This is a genomic window from Rhizobium jaguaris (genome assembly GCF_003627755.1).
Lineage (GTDB): Bacteria > Pseudomonadota > Alphaproteobacteria > Rhizobiales > Rhizobiaceae > Rhizobium > Rhizobium jaguaris.
Window position 1 is genome coordinate 266,441 of sequence record NZ_CP032695.1, and the last position, 16,787, is coordinate 283,227.

Annotated in this window: 16 protein-coding genes and 1 pseudogene; 12 read left to right on the plus strand and 5 right to left on the minus strand. The window is 59.3% G+C overall.

Going from position 1 to position 16,787, the window contains the following annotated elements; genetic code table 11:
* Positions 1–26 precede the first annotated feature (26 nt).
* From CCGE525_RS23325 to tnpC, 5 genes are all read left to right on the plus strand, one after another.
* Positions 27–257 (plus strand): DUF4396 domain-containing protein, encoded by a 231-nt coding sequence (locus tag CCGE525_RS23325; protein ID WP_245472270.1) that lies wholly within the window; start codon positions 27–29, stop codon positions 255–257.
* A gap of 292 nt (positions 258–549) precedes the next feature.
* Positions 550–1,137, plus strand: coding sequence for a hypothetical protein (locus tag CCGE525_RS23330; RefSeq protein ID WP_205587507.1), 588 nt, complete (start codon positions 550–552; stop codon positions 1,135–1,137).
* Positions 1,059–1,502 carry an IS66-like element accessory protein TnpA gene (gene tnpA, locus CCGE525_RS23335; RefSeq protein WP_120702554.1) on the plus strand — a complete coding sequence of 148 codons (444 nt, stop codon included), beginning with the start codon at positions 1,059–1,061 and terminating at the stop codon, positions 1,500–1,502. Before CCGE525_RS23330 ends, tnpA begins: the two co-directional genes overlap by 79 nt.
* Complete coding sequence (tnpB, locus tag CCGE525_RS23340) at positions 1,499–1,852, plus strand: IS66 family insertion sequence element accessory protein TnpB (RefSeq protein ID WP_028005268.1); 354 nt, start codon at positions 1,499–1,501, stop codon at positions 1,850–1,852. The genes tnpA and tnpB overlap by 4 nt, the downstream gene beginning before the upstream one ends.
* A gap of 62 nt (positions 1,853–1,914) precedes the next feature.
* Entirely contained in the window at positions 1,915–3,567 is a 1,653-nt protein-coding gene (tnpC, locus tag CCGE525_RS23345) for an IS66 family transposase (protein WP_120702553.1), read from the plus strand.
* 684 nt (positions 3,568–4,251) lie between these two features.
* Here the strand turns inward: tnpC and CCGE525_RS23350 are convergent.
* The 4 genes from CCGE525_RS23350 to CCGE525_RS23365 all read right to left on the minus strand — a co-directional run bounded on the left by CCGE525_RS23350 (position 4,252) and on the right by CCGE525_RS23365 (position 9,350).
* Entirely contained in the window at positions 4,252–5,598 is a 1,347-nt protein-coding gene (locus tag CCGE525_RS23350; RefSeq protein ID WP_120706747.1) for a chloride channel protein, read from the minus strand.
* Positions 5,599–5,787: 189 nt separating this feature from the next.
* On the minus strand, positions 5,788–6,819 hold the full coding sequence (locus CCGE525_RS23355; protein WP_120706748.1) for a TniQ family protein: 1,032 nt from the start codon (positions 6,817–6,819) through the stop codon (positions 5,788–5,790).
* Entirely contained in the window at positions 6,816–7,694 is an 879-nt protein-coding gene (locus CCGE525_RS23360; RefSeq protein WP_120706749.1) for a TniB family NTP-binding protein, read from the minus strand. The genes CCGE525_RS23355 and CCGE525_RS23360 overlap by 4 nt, the downstream gene beginning before the upstream one ends.
* A 6-nt stretch (positions 7,695–7,700) precedes the next feature.
* Entirely contained in the window at positions 7,701–9,350 is a 1,650-nt protein-coding gene (locus CCGE525_RS23365) for a Mu transposase C-terminal domain-containing protein (protein WP_120706750.1), read from the minus strand.
* 441 nt (positions 9,351–9,791) lie between these two features.
* Between CCGE525_RS23365 and CCGE525_RS23375 the strand changes: the two genes are divergently transcribed.
* Together CCGE525_RS23375 and CCGE525_RS39080 are read left to right on the plus strand one after the other, a co-directional pair.
* The gene (locus tag CCGE525_RS23375) at positions 9,792–10,121 is read left to right on the plus strand and encodes a type II toxin-antitoxin system RelE/ParE family toxin (RefSeq protein WP_120706751.1); all 330 of its coding nucleotides are present in this window, start codon (positions 9,792–9,794) and stop codon (positions 10,119–10,121) included.
* A 157-nt stretch (positions 10,122–10,278) separates the two neighbouring features.
* A pseudogene (locus CCGE525_RS39080) lies at positions 10,279–10,413 on the plus strand (recombinase family protein); the annotation flags it as partial.
* A gap of 87 nt (positions 10,414–10,500) precedes the next feature.
* Here CCGE525_RS39080 and CCGE525_RS23385 read toward each other — a convergent pair.
* Complete coding sequence (locus CCGE525_RS23385; RefSeq protein ID WP_120706752.1) at positions 10,501–11,787, minus strand: D-tagatose-bisphosphate aldolase, class II, non-catalytic subunit; 1,287 nt, start codon at positions 11,785–11,787, stop codon at positions 10,501–10,503.
* Between the two features lie 147 nt (positions 11,788–11,934).
* Between CCGE525_RS23385 and CCGE525_RS23390 the strand changes: the two genes are divergently transcribed.
* Genes CCGE525_RS23390 through CCGE525_RS23410 form a run of 5 tightly spaced genes read left to right on the plus strand, consistent with a single transcriptional unit; the run spans position 11,935 to position 16,772 of the window.
* Complete coding sequence (locus tag CCGE525_RS23390) at positions 11,935–12,720, plus strand: DeoR/GlpR family DNA-binding transcription regulator (protein ID WP_245472271.1); 786 nt, start codon at positions 11,935–11,937, stop codon at positions 12,718–12,720.
* Positions 12,717–13,685, plus strand: a complete 969-nt coding sequence (locus tag CCGE525_RS23395) for an N-acetylglucosamine kinase (protein ID WP_162950278.1) — start codon at positions 12,717–12,719, stop codon at positions 13,683–13,685. Before CCGE525_RS23390 ends, CCGE525_RS23395 begins: the two co-directional genes overlap by 4 nt.
* Before the next feature lie 13 nt (positions 13,686–13,698).
* Positions 13,699–14,970, plus strand: coding sequence for an ABC transporter substrate-binding protein (locus CCGE525_RS23400; protein WP_120706754.1), 1,272 nt, complete (start codon positions 13,699–13,701; stop codon positions 14,968–14,970).
* A gap of 21 nt (positions 14,971–14,991) precedes the next feature.
* The gene (locus CCGE525_RS23405; protein ID WP_425375927.1) at positions 14,992–15,894 is read left to right on the plus strand and encodes a carbohydrate ABC transporter permease; all 903 of its coding nucleotides are present in this window, start codon (positions 14,992–14,994) and stop codon (positions 15,892–15,894) included.
* Positions 15,894–16,772, plus strand: coding sequence for a carbohydrate ABC transporter permease (locus CCGE525_RS23410; RefSeq protein ID WP_414130709.1), 879 nt, complete (start codon positions 15,894–15,896; stop codon positions 16,770–16,772). Before CCGE525_RS23405 ends, CCGE525_RS23410 begins: the two co-directional genes overlap by 1 nt.
* The last annotated feature ends 15 nt before the right edge of the window (positions 16,773–16,787 follow it).

Here is a 16,787-nt window from a genome sequence, read left to right on the forward strand (position 1 = left end):
CGGGCGTCTCGCGACCGCGGGCGGCTATGGCTGAAGCCAAGACGCAAAGCGAGGAGATACCGCGCAGCAAGATGACACCATTTGCTGCGATGGCGGCCATCCAACTTTTCATCTTCCCAGCAGCATCCGGCGAAAAGGCCGGCGTCAATAGTTGGGAGTTCTGGTTCGCGGCACAGATCGCTTTGATTTGTGTGTTCGTTACGAGCTTTCCCATCAACTGGTACCTGATATCTTCAGGACTCAAGGAAAAGTTGTAGACGCTCCTCATTCGACGGCATCTCGTGCGGGGTGGATGTCCGCTAGCCATTTTGAGGCCAATGAAAGCCCGCACGATCCCAGGCTGATCATGAACGGACAATATATCATGACATGATATAAAATCTAAGTTATGAAAAAGCTCCGACTCAAATGGGCGAGTTGGGCCCAAATCAATCTTGAAGGAAATTGCCCTCGACGAGCCATTCAATAGCGGCAGGCTTGAAAGCATGACGAGATTTCTGCGCGCACGTTCGCGACGGGCTTCCTTGGCAGAAGAAATGATAGGAAACGATGACTTTCAACATTTTTGCAGCCTCTCTAATTCTCACTATGTTCGCAGCCACCGCAGCTCACGCCGCGGCACCTGTCCGGCTCGATCAATTCGGCGCATGGGGCGCATTTTCGTATAGGTCCGACGGCGGTATGAGTTGCTACATCCTGTCGACGCCGATCGCTCAGATGCCCTCCAGTGTGGATCATGGCGACAATTTCTTCATTGTGGGGCATCCATCGGGGCAGGACTACGTCCCGGAGGCGATGGCGGGCTACGATCTCAAGCAAGGTGCGCCAATGATGGCAGTGATTGGAGGTAAAACCTTTGCGATGTTCACCAAGGATCGGCATGGCTGGGTTCAGAATGAAGCTGACCAACCGTCCATGATCCAGGCGCTGAAGTCAGGCGACAAATTGGAACTGCATGCCACCTCCAAAGTAAGCGCCGTCTCCGCCCCATTGGATTGGCTGTATTTTGAGGCTTGCTGCGTGTGCGAGAAGGTTTCCAGGACTATCTGGAGATTGGCATGGCAGATGATGGATTTGTTGGCCGCTACGAAATTGTCGAGCCGCGCCGCGGAAACCGGCGCTGGCCGGATGATGTGAAGGCGCGGATCGTGGCGGAAAGCCTTGAGCCTGGTGTTCGTGTTGTTGATGTCGCGCGCCGTCATGACGTTGTGCCGCACCAGCTTTCCTTGTGGCGCCGGCAAGTGCGCGAGGGCATTCTGGCCCTGCCTTTTGAGGCTATGTCGGGCCTGTCGGAGAGCGGCGATGCCGCGCCTGCATTTGTGCCTTTGGCGGTTGCGGCAGAGCCGAGCGAGGCGGTGAATGTTTTGGCGCCGCCGCTGCCGGAGGCGGGTTGGCCGGTCTTGACGTTGGAGATCGGCCCGGATGTTGTGATGCGGGTTCCCGGCGATGTGCCGGTTGAACGTGTGGCGGCTCTGGTACGAGCCATGCGAGGGACGGCATGATCGTCGCGGGCCAACGACTGCCGATCCTGATTGCAACGCGTCCGGTGGACTTCCGCTGTGGGCATCAGGCGCTGGCCTTGATGGTGCAGACCGAGTTGAAGCTCGACCCGCATTCCGGGGTGACGGTGATCTTCCGGTCGAAGCGCGGGGATCGCCTGAAGATCCTGGTGTGGGATGGCACCGGAATGGTGCTAACCTACAAAATTCTTGAACATGGAAACTTTGCCTGGCCCAAGGTTCAGGATGGGACGATGCGTCTTTCCAGGGGTCAATATGAGGCTTTGTTCGAAGGTCTTGACTGGCGACGGGTCATGGCACAGCGGGTGACCGCGCCGTCGGCGGCAGGGTAAATATCCGGCCGTCTTTGCATTGTTTTATTTGGCTTTTTTGTGCTGCCTTGCTATAAGGCCGCATGTCGTCGCGCCTTGATCTCAGCCTGTTTCCGGACCTTCCGCCAGAGGTTATCAAAGCCTTTGCGGCGATGCAGTTCGAGCTGTCGGTCGAGCGTGCTGCGCGTCAGCATGAGCAGGCTGTGGTGGCCGAAAAGGACGCCTTCATCGCCGAGCTGAAGGAACTGATCGAGAAGCTTGAGGGGCAGGTTCACGACTATCGGCGCACCAAGTTCGGGCCGAAATCGGAAAAGCTCGATCCGGCGCAGATGGAACTGGCGCTGGAAGACCTTGAAACGGCGATTGCCGAAACACAGGCGCGGATCGCCGCCGTCGAGAAAAAGATCGAAGCCAGCGCATCCGATCCGGAAAAGGCCGCTCCTCGCAAGGAGCGTAAGGCCCGTGCACTGCCCGAACACCTGCCGCGGGTCGAGAAGGTGATTGAGCCCGACAGTATTGTCTGCCCCTGTGGTTGCGGCAACATGGTCCGGATCGGCGAAGATCGGACGGAACGGCTCGACCGGATTCCGGCACGCTACGAGGTGATCGTCACGATCCGCCCGAAATACGCATGCCCCAAGGGTCGAACGGGCGTCGTCCAAGCCAGAGCGCCGGCGCATCTCTTGGAAGGGAGCTGGCCGACGGAAGCCCTTCTGGCTGAGATTGCCGTCTCCAAGCATTCCGAACATATGCCGCTCAACCGGCAGGCCGAAGTCATGGCGCGACACGGGGTGCCGATAGACCGCACGGTCCTGGCCGATTGGCTTGGGCGCACGGGCAGCGAAATCGCACCGGTGGTCGACCACATGGCCGAACGGCTGCTGTCGGAAAGCGCGCGGCTCTATGTCGACGAGACCACGGCTCCGGTGTTGGATCCGGGGCGCGGCAAGACGAAGACCGGTTATCTATGGGCCGTGTTGCGTGACGATCGCGGCTGGAATGGCTCCGCGCCGTCGGGCGTGGTGTTCCATTATCGACCTGGGCGTAAAGGCGAATATGCCGCTGAAATCCTCGACGGCTTCAACGGGACAATCCAGGTGGATGCCTACGGTGGTTACTCTCACCTCGCCACGTCGGACCGGATGGGTGGCGACCCCTTGAAGCTGGCTTTCTGTTGGGCGCACGGACGCAGGAAGCTGATCAAGGCCACGCCAAAGAGTGGATCGCCCATCGTCGACGAGGCGCTGGTGCGGATCGCCGCGCTCTACAAGATCGAAGACAGTATCCGGGGCTCAGATCCCAAACATCGCCGGGCAGTTCGACAGGACCTGTCCCTCCCGCTGGTGGACGAGTTCTTCACCTGGCTGGCAGCGCAAGCCAAGCGCATCTCACGCAAGTCTGACCTCGGAAAAGCCCTGGCTTATATGCTAACGCGGCAGGACGGCTTCCGGCTGTTCCTGGACGACGGCCACGTCGATATCGACTCCAACCTGGTGGAAAACGCGATCCGCCGACCCGCCATGAACCGCCGCAATGCGCTCTTTGCGGGGCACGATGAAGGGGGCCGCAATTGGGCCCGGTTTGCCAGCCTGATCGGCACTTGTAAAATGAACGGCGTTGAGCCCTACGCCTATCTGTGCGACCTCTTCACCCGCCTCGCAAACGGCCACCTCGCCAAAGACATCGACGCCCTGATGCCATGGGCTTATGCGCAACGGATCAGAGCCTCACAATGAGCTCGTCAGGTACTCTTCGGTGAGCTCATTTGACGGCCCGTAGATCAACCTCAGACCGCTGCAACTGAAAATTCGATGGGGCGTGGACGCCGCATACCCTCCAAACGAGGAACGGCAACCAGCTATACCTATTCTCTCTCTGCTGTTTCGGCTGCCTTGGAGCGGATAGGAAAGTGTAAATAGTTTTGTCCGCTCTCTCTTTTTTCCCGCCGTGTCTATCGACGGGCAATCTGCCAAGGCTGGCAATTTCGATCTCGTTGGGCCATCGTGATGTTTCGCGAAAACAATCTGCCACGACCGAAGGCTCGGCACGCTGTGAACGTCATTTCTGCGAGTTCGGCACAACGGATTCGTGCGCAGCATGTTGGAACAAACCTCATTTTCCATGCGGCTTATTTCCTGCTGGCGATCTACCCTCAGAACAATCTTTCCGGTCGCTGACTTCCTTTCGTCAGAAGGATGTGACGGTGCATCTTTCTCGCTTGAACAAAACGAACGTAACCAGCCTTTTGTTTTCGTTAGCACCCCGTCAACAACAGCCGCCACAGTCGGCAAAATGATCTGCGGTGAGCATTGGTCCTGGCACCCAGCCACAAACTGGGCTTAACAGGAAGACTCAATCGACGGGTATGTTACTATGAGATGACCACACTGCTTGAACGAAGGGCATAATCATCCCGCCCCTCATATTTGGGAGCCTTTGTCGACATTGCGTCGGGCACGGATCGCTGCTGCAATGAACACCCGCGACAGGCCGTGATAAAGCGGTTCGCGCGAGAGCAGCCTCGAGGTCACATAGCCGATCATCGACACCGCCATGATCGGGATGACGGCCTGATGGTCGCCGGTCATTTCCAGAATGATGACGAAGGCGGTCATTGGTGCCTGCACTACGCCGGCGAAATAACCTGCCATGCCGAGGATTGCCGAAAGCGCCACGCCCCCGCCGATCAGCGTGCCGACCGTGCTGCCGAAGCCGGCGCCGACGGCAAGTGACGGGGCGAAAATGCCGCCGGGAATGCCCGAGATCATCGAGAGGAAGCCCGCCAACAGCTTCTCGACAAAGAACAGTTGCGGCAGGGCATGTCCTTCCACCGCGCCACGGGCCTGCTGATAGCCGGTGCCAAATGTCTGACCGGCAGACACGACGCCGATGACGGCAACGGCGAGGCCGCAGAGGCCGGCAAGGATCAACATGCGCTTCAGCGGCTGCGGCTGCGCCCAACGGCGGATGCGGATGCCCGCATAGAGCGCCAGTCCGCTGAAAGTGGCGCCGAGTGCACCGCCGCCAACGCCGCAGATCAGCATGACGATCCAATCTCGAAGCATGGTCGGCGCGGCATCTGCGGTGCCGAAATAGTTGTAGCTGCCGGAAAGGCCGAGTGCGGCAAGACCGGATAGGATGACGGCCATCAGAACGAGGCCATTGGCACGAGCCTCGTAGGTGCGGCTCATCTCCTCGATGGCAAAAACGATTCCGGCAAGCGGCGTGTTGAAGGCGGCGGCTATCCCTGCCGCCGATCCGGCAAGGATCAGCCCTTTTGCCTGCGCCATTCCGCCGAAGCGGGCAACAGCCAACATAAAGGAGGCACCGACCTGCACCGTCGGCCCTTCGCGGCCGATCGAGGCTCCGCTTAAGAGCCCCAATATGGTCAGGACGATCTTGCCAAAGGCTAACCGCAGCGACAGCAATTTCGTGCGGTCCTCATCGTGATGCAGGTGTCGCGCGGCGATGGCCTGCGGAATGCCGCTCCCTTGTGAATTGGGAAACACGGTCGCTGCTAGATAAGCTGAAAGCACGAAGCCGAGCGGTGTAATCACGAGCGGCAGCAGCCACGTCCACTCGCCCGATTGGGTCACGCCGGCAAAGGTGCGCTGGGCCAGATCGGCAAGCTTGGCAAATCCGACGCTGATCACACCGATCGCCAGAGCCCCAGTCCAGAATACCAGGCGCGGCCGCCAGAGATTGAAAGACCCCCATAGGACGCGGGAACGGCGGAATAATTTCGGTCTACGGAAGCGCGATGACATCATTTGCCTAACGGAGGTGGAGAGCTGCTAAGGCTATATGTCATGCTGTGATATAAAATACGAGGTTTGATTGAGGCGCCGAAGCGGATCGGCGTAAGCACGATGCAGGCCATCCGATCAAGGGGACTGGGATAGTTCACGGACGTAATCCTCATGATCGCTTCTCGCTTCACTTTATTGCGAAAGCGATCATGATGCGCGGAACCTCATGCGTCGCTCAACCGAAATCGAGCCTGAAGTCTGTGCATAGGCTTTGAACAGGTCTGCGCAATTAAACGCCGGGTGGAGGTCATTTGCTGCAATCCGCCGCCCTCTTTTTCGCGCGAGAGCCGCCGCAAGCAGCTCGACCACTCTGCTGTGACTGACCGCAGGCGCAATTATATATCGTCGCTCGTTAAATCCCATATCCTCATCATCCATCAGCCAGTCACTGAGATGGCGTGTGACTTTTTCGAAGCAGCGCGTCCGCGCGGCGGTGGAGAGCCCGGTCAAGACGTTGGCCGAATAAAGGTCAGCGAGACTGGGCAGGCTCAAGAGACGCCGAATGAGCGTGCGGCCTGGAGGCGATTCGATCAGTGCTTCCAGCTGGCAGACATCGTCGATACAGCGGTCGAACCATTTTGCTCCCGGGCTGATGGCGATAACTGATGCTCGACGTAGATCATAGACGCAGTAAGCACAGCGATATTGCGGCACAAGTTGGCTCTGATCAAAACTCGCAATCCGGCTGCGACAGGAGGGGCATCGGTCACGCAATCTGCAGCCGTGCAGTGCGCATGCAATCCGGGACGCCAGCCGCCATCGCCGCTGAAAATAGGGCTGCGAATTCTCGGTAAGACATTGCGAGCAGAATTGTAGCCAGGTCGAGCGATCGCGCCGCCCGCTGTTGCGAAGCGGCAGCAAGAGTTGCTTCGGAAGAGCATGTGACAATGTCATCGCCGAGAGTTGATCGAGCGAAACGCCGGTATTTGCATAGAGCTGTCTTGCGATGTCGCCTGGAAGCCTGAGATCAAGCGATGCAGACCACATTCCCGGCGCCAGCCCGAGCACACGGGCAAACGCTCGAGGCGCAACACCATTGGCAAAGGCAAGTCGGTGCAGCCAACTCGACAGCAACTCGTCGGGCTGCGGCTCGACGATAACGGGCCAGCGGTTAGAAACGACGTCACGATATCGTTCGCCAATGCTGATTGCCGGCGCGAGGGTATCGTTCACCGTCATAGAAGGCTCTCACGCAGAGCAGAGTTGCGCCGCTGCGAGATCGGAATGTGGTGTAGCTCGTCGATGCCGGCCTTGGTGATACGTTCGGCGCCGGATTTGATCGCCGCGACGGCTGCCTTGGTGACGATGCCAACGATCTCACCGATCAAACCTTCTGAGAGGCTGTAGATCCGGCGCGCCATAGGCTGGTTCGACAAGTCCGAGTTTCGGGCAAGTGGTAAAGCGGCTTCGAGGCTGTCGAGCAGCATCAGATAGTTCTCGTCATATTGCCACCGAGGGACCGCGACCAGGTCGAAGCGGCTCGCCATCTCGCTGGTAGCGTTGATAAAATCGTAGATGGCGACTTCCCCGATCAGCACCGGCGAAATGTCGTATTGCCGGCCGATTCGCCGCAGGAAAGCAAAGACAGCCTCGACATCGCGCGCTCGGCCGCGCAGCGCATTATGGAATTCGTCGAAAATCAGCACCCTCGGTTTGAGGGTCGCCAGCAGGTGATCCAACTGCTCGGCCTTGCGTCCGACGTCCCACAAGTCGCCACCGGGAGCGCGGAGCGCTTGAAGAATGCTGGCGTAGAAATGACCGAGGCCGGCGCCCTCGCGTGTTTGGGCGATCCACACCCTTTGCTCGGACGAGTTTCTCAGATGTTCGACGGCGAAGCGCTCGGCGATCATCGTCTTGCCATTGGCATAGGGGCCGATCAACATCAGGCCGTGAGTTCGCAATGACTGAGGTCGTGACAGCAACTCGGCCAGCCGCCGACGGCTGTCCTTCGCAACCTGATGACCGATCCATCGCGGGGCGCGGATATAGGCGATCCGTTCCTCGCGACTGCGATCGAGATAGGGCCGGACGTGGTCAAGCAGATGATCCGGCATGTCTTGCTACCAGTCCTCAACCGGCAGCCGGTTCTTCTGGCGTACTGGATGCTCCGCGGGAGCCGTCGCTTGTGTCTCCGTCACTGCGTGAGGATTTGCCGCCGCAGCATGCGCGCTGCGCACCGCGGCCCGCAACCGGCTCCTGGGAGACTTGGCCGCCTCGGTAATGGCGGCGATCTCACGACGAAGTGCCACCTTCTCGACGCTTGAGCGCTGGTTAATCGCGCGCCGATGCGCGCGCCCGGCCCAATGTTCCCACAAGGTCAGCGGTGTCAGCTGACCGTCGCGTCGCTCGACCGGTCGAAACAGTTGTGTTTCCGGGTCGCGGACATAGATATGGCTGATGTCGCGGGGATCGTATCGCACCTCCAGCTTTCCGAGGCGGTCGCGCTCGGGAACCAAGATGCCGAGCCACGGCGAATAATAGTGCAAGGCGAACATACTGATCCCTTGCGGTGACAGTTGCCGTTCAGCCCCCGGCAAAAATGACAGCAGCACGCGTTTCGGATCGTCGCGGAAGTCGGGCAGATCGGTACTGTTGCGTTGCCACTCCGAAAACGGCACCTTCAGTGTCTTGGGATTTTCTTGGAAATTATGATCGATGACCGCCAGCGCCACACAGCGCTCAAGGTCGGCGAAGCTGAGGCAGGCGCGTCGCTCGGAGGGATATTCGTCGCGATCGGCCACCGAGCGGCCCGACGAACCGGGATATGTGGCGAGCACGCCGTTGAGTTTGCCCAGCAGCCTTTCGACAACGCCGCCGTGATGGACGCGGCCACGATCACGATACCGGATCCGGATGCCGTAATCGTCACAGCCGCGTTGGAAGGCGTGTCCCTTGAACTCTTTCGCCGAGTCCGTGACGAGTAGACGCGGACGGCCGAACATCGGCCAGGCGTGATTGAGATTGCGTGCGGCAAGCCATGCGTCTTTTGGGCAGATGGCCTGGGCGAGGCAAAGCGCGACAGATAGAACTGACGGCTTTTCCAAAGTGAGACAGAATCCGAGAATGGCCCGTGTCGCCACATCGGTGACGATCGTCAGATAAGGACGACCGACGAACACGCCGGCTCCGTCGACAACTTCCACGAAACTGATGTCAGCCGGGGTATGGTCGATCTGGCAGACGTCGAGCGGATGCGGCGCATGAATATAGCCCGGTCGCGGCTTGAGGCGTAGCAGATGCTTCGGATTGGCGGAGCGTTTCTTCGCAATCTCTTCAGGCGAAAACAACGCCGGTATGCGTCGCGCTACCGTGACGTAGGAAGGTAGCGCAAGACCGGCTTCCTCACACCGGGCGCGGATCTCAGCCGCGACGGGAGCGAGAGGAGGCGCCTCGAGCGTCAGCCATTGCTCGCGCAGCGTCGTGCCGATGATTTCCTCGACCTTTGTCGGCAATCTCTTGCGCCGGCTGACTGTAAGCCGAGGCAGCAGAGCCGTGACAGTCCGCTCGGTGCGATAGCGGGCGAGGAGATTGTAGATTTGCCGGGTCGTGAGCCGGAGTTCGGTTGCCGCGCGTATGACGGCGGCGTGCCTCGGATCGATGCCATCGAGTATTTTGTCCAACTCGCGCGCAATGTGACGTGCCTTCGACCACTGCTCTGCTGCTATCGAGCGAGCCGACGTTGATGTTCGATCTTGAAATCGTTTTGGCAAATGAATGTTTCAGTGAAATCGTTAGCGAAAAATCGTCCTTAATTTATCGGCTAAACCTAACGGGTGTATGACGTTTTCCCGTTTGAAATGGCAAAGTAAAAGCCACACCCTGCGTAAGGGGTGTGTCGCCGCCTTCATCTGGAAAGCACGCCGACTCGACGATCTAGTTTTCGTCCAGGGTCAGGACGACAGAACTCATGCGATTTGCTGGTGGTGATGCGTGAGCGCCTCTATCGACCGCAGCCCAGTTCCTGACAAAATGCTTCCGCAAATATGTTCATGTAGCAGTATCAATGCCGAACCACCCCCGTGTTTACTGATTACCGATGCCACAGCTTTGTGCGGGCTTTTGCTCGACGGAGCATCGTCCGCACAATCTGGTCCCGCCGACGAGCACTATTTTAGCGATCTGCGCGATCGTGTGCGTGGCCGGCACAACAAGTGACAAGCAAGATTGTCATTCCTCGCGAATTGGCTCGCAGTGATGTCGAAGCGGCCGTAGACTACTTGTTGCTCGAGGCTGGAGGCGAGGTTGCCCTTGGGTTTGTTGACGCCCTAGAGGAAACTTACGACCTTATCGCAAGGTATCCGAAATCTGGATCGCTGCGATATGGATACGAGTTGGGGTTGCCTGAACTGCGCGGCATTTCACTAAAACGATATCCCTACATTGTGTTTTGCCGTGAGCAAAAGGACAGTGTTGATGTCTGGCGTATTCTTCATGGCAAGCGGGACATTCCGCTGTCGATGCAGGAATCTGAAAACCGTTGATGAGTCGGACAGATTTGCTGCTAAGAATCCAGACCGCCGGTTCGATACCCATCAAGAGCGTCAATAAATCGGAAGCGTCGCCTGGAGCGACATTTCGAGCGCATCCAGCATGTCGCGCAGGGAGGCCGCGCAGTCCACTCGCAGGCGCTCGATAATAAAGGCTCGTCGCGTTAGTGGTGGTCGCCCATTTAAAGTGACGCGGCCGAAACTGCGCCTCGCCCGCGCTGCTATGGGCCAATGCGAAACGAAGGTGGGCGATCTTTGCGCCGTGCGAAGTGAGATGCGATCCACGAACTGATGCTCTAAAGGCGGCCCCATCCTTCACATGATGAATACGATCCCGTAGCAGCGATGAATGGGGCCGCCCTTCAGTTTCCAATCAACCGTGGGCGGCTTCGAAATAGTCCTCTAGAACGAGATCGATCGCAGCGATCGCCAGCGCGCGCGCTCTTGGCGCCACCAAACCCGCTCGGACGCGAGGATAGATCCTCGCGAGGTGCTGGCTGATCAAGGTTTCGGGAATGATTGTATCACCAAGCAATGCCAGCAGTTCGTCGGCGGCAGCTGCCAATCGCCCCTGTGGCCAATAATAGCGGATTCGATCGCTATAGGAATAATGGCGCTGTAGATGTTGCTCGGCGGCGCTTCCTTCATAGTATTTCTCCCAGTCTTTCGGCTGCTCGACCATGACGGCTTCCGCCGTTTCTTGGAGCGTCTGCTTGCGCGCCTGTGGATGCAGGAACGCTGCGATCTGATCGAGCCCGTAGAGGGCTTCGCGCAGAGCGAAGGTCAGGCCAGGCCCGACCTTGAGAATCGCAAAGCCGCCGAGGACCAGGCTCCGCAGGGCTTCACGCGATTGATAATCGGTCGAGTGGGCTTCGAAGACGATCATGGGCATCCGACTGCGGCTTGCGCTCAGCGCCTTCGCATTCTCGGGGACATAGTCGATGACGTTGTGGTTGCCGAATTCTACGCCGGGCTGAACGACAACGCCGACAACGCGCTTGAAGGCTTCGCCGGCGCCGGCCGCATCGAAGGCGTTGGCATGGATCTCGACGGTGCGGACAGCCGCTTCCGGTTTCGTTACTTCAAGAGCGCCGAGCTCCTCCATCGCCCCGCCTGGGATAGGCACTTCGGTGCCGATGACATAGACCGGCTTGCTGCCATCCATGTCCCTGATGGCGTCCTCGGCGGCGACGGCAAGTCGTGCGGCGCGGGTGGCAGTCAGTTCATCCGGCAGGGCAATCGGTTCGCCCCTGCAGCCCATGCTGGTATCCAGGTGCAGTTTCGTAAAGCCGGCCATAGCGTAGGCTCGGATCATCTGCTCGGCCTCGTCCATGGCCTCTTCTGCTGCGAGCGACTTCCAGGGGTTGGGGCCTAGGTGGTCGCCGCCGAGGATAATGCGATCTATTGGAAAGCCCGTTCGAGTGGCGATGTCCTCAACGAAGCGACGGAAGTCGGCAGGCTTCATGCCGGTGTAGCCGCCATCCTGATTGACCTGGTTGCAGGTCGCTTCGATCAGCAGGGGAGAATCCGTCCTTGACGCGCGGAGCATCGCCGCTTCGAGGACGAGCGGATGAGCAGAGCAGATCGAAGGTATGCCTTTGAAGCCACTCTCGCGTTCGCTCCAACGCGCGATATCCTGAAGTGGGTTTTGTTGAGCCATTGCGCTGTCCTCCGGATAGGTCGCGTGCAAATAAAATCGATATAAATCACTCCTATGCCGACTATCGATCACAATCAATCATTTTTTAGATTGACATTGATCGAAGCCGGAATGAATGTAGCGGCGAACAAAGGAGGAAAGGCGCTCATGAAGGACGATCGGCTGTCGGCCATAAGGCAGCATCTTTACAGCCACGGATTCAGCCATATTCAGACGATCGCGGATGCCGTCGGCGCCTCTTTGCCAACGGTGCGGCGCGATCTTCTTGCGCTGGAGGCGGAAGGCGCGATCGTTCGCACGCATGGCGGTGCCCGAATTGCCGATGCCACGGGAACCGAAGTCGCGTTCGAACTGAGAGAGCAGAAAAACCTTGCCGCCAAACGCGCAATCGCTGACGCTGCTTTCGAGGAATTGGTGCCGAAGAGCACCGTCTTTCTCGATGCCGGCACGACCGTGCTGCAGCTTGCCCGACGCCTGCGGCTCGAACCAATGCCGCTGTCTATCTTTACCAATTGCGTCACTGTCGCCCAGGTGTTGATGGACGTGAGCGATCTGCGCATCACCCTGATCGGCGGTCAGCTCCGCCCCGAAAATGCGTCCATGGTTGGGCCAATCGCGGAAAGCACGCTGGAGCGGCTCTGGTTCGATCAGCTCTTTCTCGGGGCTGGCGCGATTGCCGACGATACCTGCCTTTATAGTCTCGATGAACACGAAGCGCGGGTCAACGAGCTGATGCTGGCGCGATCGGCGAAGAAGGCACTGCTTGTCGACTCCTCCAAGTTCGGACACCGGCTGACCTATCGCGTCGCCCCCCTTAATAGCGATCTGAAAATATTTACCGATCACAAGCTGCCGATCGAATGGCGAGCGCGCATCAACAATCTCGGGTCCAGCGTTACGGAAGCGCCCTATCGCGAGAGCGAACGCCGATGAGTTACGCCCTTGGTCTGGATAGCGGCGGTACTAAGACGCTGATTGCGCTTGTGGAGGAAAGCGGCGCAGTGCTCGGTATCAGTTCCGGCGCCAGTCTCGACCCGACTGCAGGCGACGAATGGCCAGCGCGACTGGCCCGGCAAGTGGGTGAGGCGACACAGGGGCGTGAGGCGCCCGTCGCGGCGGCTTTCGGCCTATCCTTCCATGACGAGATTGAAAACTTCACGCGCCGGCAGAAGCAAGTCGCCGCAGCGCTCCTTCCAACGTCGCAGGTCATCGTCGAAAACGACGTGCGTATGGCGTTCGATGGCGCCTTCGCCACGGGCGGCGGCGTCCTGGTTCTTGCCGGCACCGGCTCGATGGCCTGGGCGAGCCGTAACGGACTAGGTGACCGTCATTACCGGATCGGCGGCTATGGCGATGCTTTCGGAGACGAAGGCAGTGCCTGCTGGATCGGCCGCGAGAGCCTATCGATCGCAAGCCAGGCGTTGGACGGTCGGCGAACGGATGCCAGCGAGTTTGCGCAGGGGATACTGGAGGGACTTTCGCTCAGCTCCGATTGCCTCATCGATTGGGTCTACTCTCTCGCCAATCAGCGCACAGCCATCGCTGGTGTTGCAAAAATCACGGCCGCACTTGCCGCATCCGGGTCCTTGATTGCACAAGGCCTGCTGGACGACGCTTGCGAACATCTCGCTGCCCATGTGCTTGCAGCCGAGCGCCTGGTTTCGACACCGGGCGCCTCGCGACAGCCATGGAGCTATGCCGGTGGCGTCTTTGCCAATCCCATCATCCTGGGTGGCGTCACGCGACGAGTCGGAAGCGATCCGCGCGAGCCGGTTTTGCCGCCCATCGGCGGCGCCGTTCTGCGTGCCGCGCAGCTTGCCGGCTGGAAGACCGATGCGGCCTTCGTCGGCCGGCTCAAAAGCTCACTGCAACAGAACCTTCAATCAACAATGCAATGAAAGGGGAATACCAATGAAGACATTTTTAACCGCATTGATGGCGAGTGCTGCGCTTCTGCAGTTCGCCGTTCCGACTGGTGCGATGGCCGACGATGCCAAGCCTCTGGCCGGCCAGCACCTTACCGTCCTTCTTCCACCGTGGGGAACTCTCCCGAAGGAGATGACGGACCGTTTCACCGCCAAGACCGGCATCGTCCTCGACGCGCAAACGCTCGGCTGGGATGACATCCATACGAAGATTGTGACCTCGACCGTCGCCAATGCGGCACCCGGCGACGCGACGGAGGTCGACTGGTCCTGGGTTGGTCAGTTCGGTGCTTCCAAGTGGTACCAGCCCCTTGACGGCGCCGTCGACGCCAGCGCGGTCGCCGATGCGCCGACTGCGAAGATTTTCACCTATGACGGCAAGTTGCTGGCGGTCCCCTACAGCAACGACTTTCGCGTCCTGATCTACAACAAGGCGCAGCTTTCCAAGGCCGGCATCAATACCCCGCCGACGACGCCGGACGAATTGCTGAGAGACGCCAAGGCCATCAAGGATGCCAAGATCGCCGACTATCCGATCGGTCTGCCGCTTTCGGCAACCGAAGGGACGTCGACGGCATGGTACCTCCTCACCAAGGCGTTCGGTGGCGATCTCTTCGACAAGGATTTCAAGCCGCTCTTCGTGGATGCCAATTCGGCCGGTTACAAGGCACTCGCCTTTGAGATTCAGGCGATGAAAGACGGCCTGATCGATCCGTCGATGACCGGTCTCAAGGACGTTGAAGTTCAGGAGCTCTTCAAGAGTGGAAAGATCAGCTTCGACGTCGCCGGATGGGCCGGCAACCTGTCGGTCTATGCAGACCCCTCGAAGTCGCAGGTTGCCAATGACGTCGCGGCTGCGCTGATGCCGTCAACGACCGGCTCCACGCGCACTATCGGCCTGCCTGAAGCAATCGGCATCCCGACAGCCGCCGGAAACGCTAAGGCTGCGGCCGCCTTCGTCAACTTTATGTTGGAGCCCGAAACTGAAATCGCCGCATACAAAGCGCTCGGCAACATGCCGCCGCGTCTCAGTGTCCTGAAGGAGCTGGAAGGGCAGGGCGCGCTCAAGGATGGCGATGTTCTGCTTAAGCAGGCCGCAACCGTCGAGCCGGTCTTTGCGCAGGGTACACCGGGCTGGTATCCGGAATTCTCCTCCGCTGTCGCCGCCGCCATCAATCAGGCCGCCAAGGGCCAGTTGACGGTCGACCAGGCAATCCAGCAGATCGCTGCTGCCGCCCAGTCGGCGTCCCAGGACTGACCTCGCGGAGCTGATGCCATGATTGCCTCGTCGTCACAACAAGGATCTCGCCGCCGTCGCGGCGAGGTCAAACTGGGGCTGGCCTTCGTCATTCCCGTGATCGTCATCATGGGCGGCCTGGTGGTCGTGCCTCTGTTGTCGACGATGATAGACAGCGTCTACCGGATCAACCCGATGCGTCCGGGCACCCCTTTTGTCGGCCTCGGCAACTATGTCGACCTGTTTCAGGATCCGGCGGTACGTCAGTCCTGGATCAATACGTTCTATTACGTGGTGATGGCCGTCATCCTGGAAACGCTTGGAGGCCTCGCCACTGCACTTTTGCTGAACAGGATCCGCTACGGGCGTCGATGGCTTCTCGCCGCAGTCGTTTTGCCATGGTGCCTGCCGCCCGTCGTCAACGCTGTCGTCTGGCTATGGATCTACAATCCGAGCTATGGTCTGCTGAACGGCATCTTGCAGTCGGTTGGACTGATCTCCGGTCCGGTGGTGTTCTTCAATAATCGTTATTTGGCACTCTTCCTCGTGACGATCGTCCATGTCTGGCGGATGATGCCGCTGACGGCAGTGATCCTGCTTGCCGCCCTTCAGAGCATCCCGGAGGAGCTCTATCAGGCCGCCAAGCTCGACGGCGCCGGGGCATTCAAGTGCTTTCGGCTCATCACCATGCCGCTGATCGCCAGCGGGCTTGCCATCGCGCTCAGCCAGTCGACAGTTTTCGCCTTCAACCTTTTCGACGAAGCGTGGATCTTGAGTGGCGCCAGCCTCGATACGCGTACCGTGATCATCCAGACCTACATGTTCGCGTTCCAGAACATGAAGTTCTCGCTGGGCATGGCGCTATCGCTGCTCGCGATGCTCGCCTCGCTTCTGATCTCGCTTCTCTACGTTCTGAAAGTCTACCGCGAAACGAGGTTCGATTGATGTCCTCCCGCAGCATGAAGCGCATCGGCGGAAAGCTCGGTCTCACCCTCGCCGTTATCGTCCTCCTCTTCTGGTCCCTGGGCCCGATCTACTGGTCCATCGTCACCAGCTTGACACCGCCGACAGATCTCGTCTCGGCGACGCCACACATCTGGCCTGCCCATCTGACGTTTGAGCATTATGCAAAGCTATTGGGCAGCACCAGTGTCTCGCAGGGCAATGAGGTGCAATCCGTCTGGCCGCAATTCTCGCAAGCCTTGATCAACAGTGTGGTCACGTCGGTGGCAGCAACGATCCTGACTGTCGTCATTGCCGCGTTCAGCGCCTATGCTTTTGTGCGGCTGCGATTTCCCGGCCGGGATACGATCTTCATCGTGGTGGTTGCAACGCTGGCGATCCCCGCCTACACGGTGATGATCCCGCTCTATCGGATCATGATCGCGATCAAGCTTGTCGACACCTATCTCGGCGTCACACTGATCTACGTTTCCGCCTTTCTGCCGTTGGCGTTGTGGCTGATGCGTAGCGTATACCAGGCCATGCCGTTGTCGCTGGAGGAGGCGGCCTGGCTCGACGGCGCCGGCAAGGTCTACACGCTCGTTCGTATAGTCATGCCGCTCGCCGCTCCCGGCCTTATCGCCGCGGCCATCATCACCTTCCTCAATGCATGGGGCCAGTTCCTGGTGCCTCTGGTCTTTTCGCCGACGCTGGCAACCAAGCCATTGACGGTGCTGATCCCGGAGTTCGTGAGCCGCAATTATGTGGATTACGGCCTCATCAACGCGGCAGGCATCATCGCGATCGTACCGCCGGTGCTCGTGGTCCTGTTTCTCAACCGCTTTCTGGTCAGCGGCCTCATGGCCGGTGCGACCAAGTAATCCTAAACTCACACA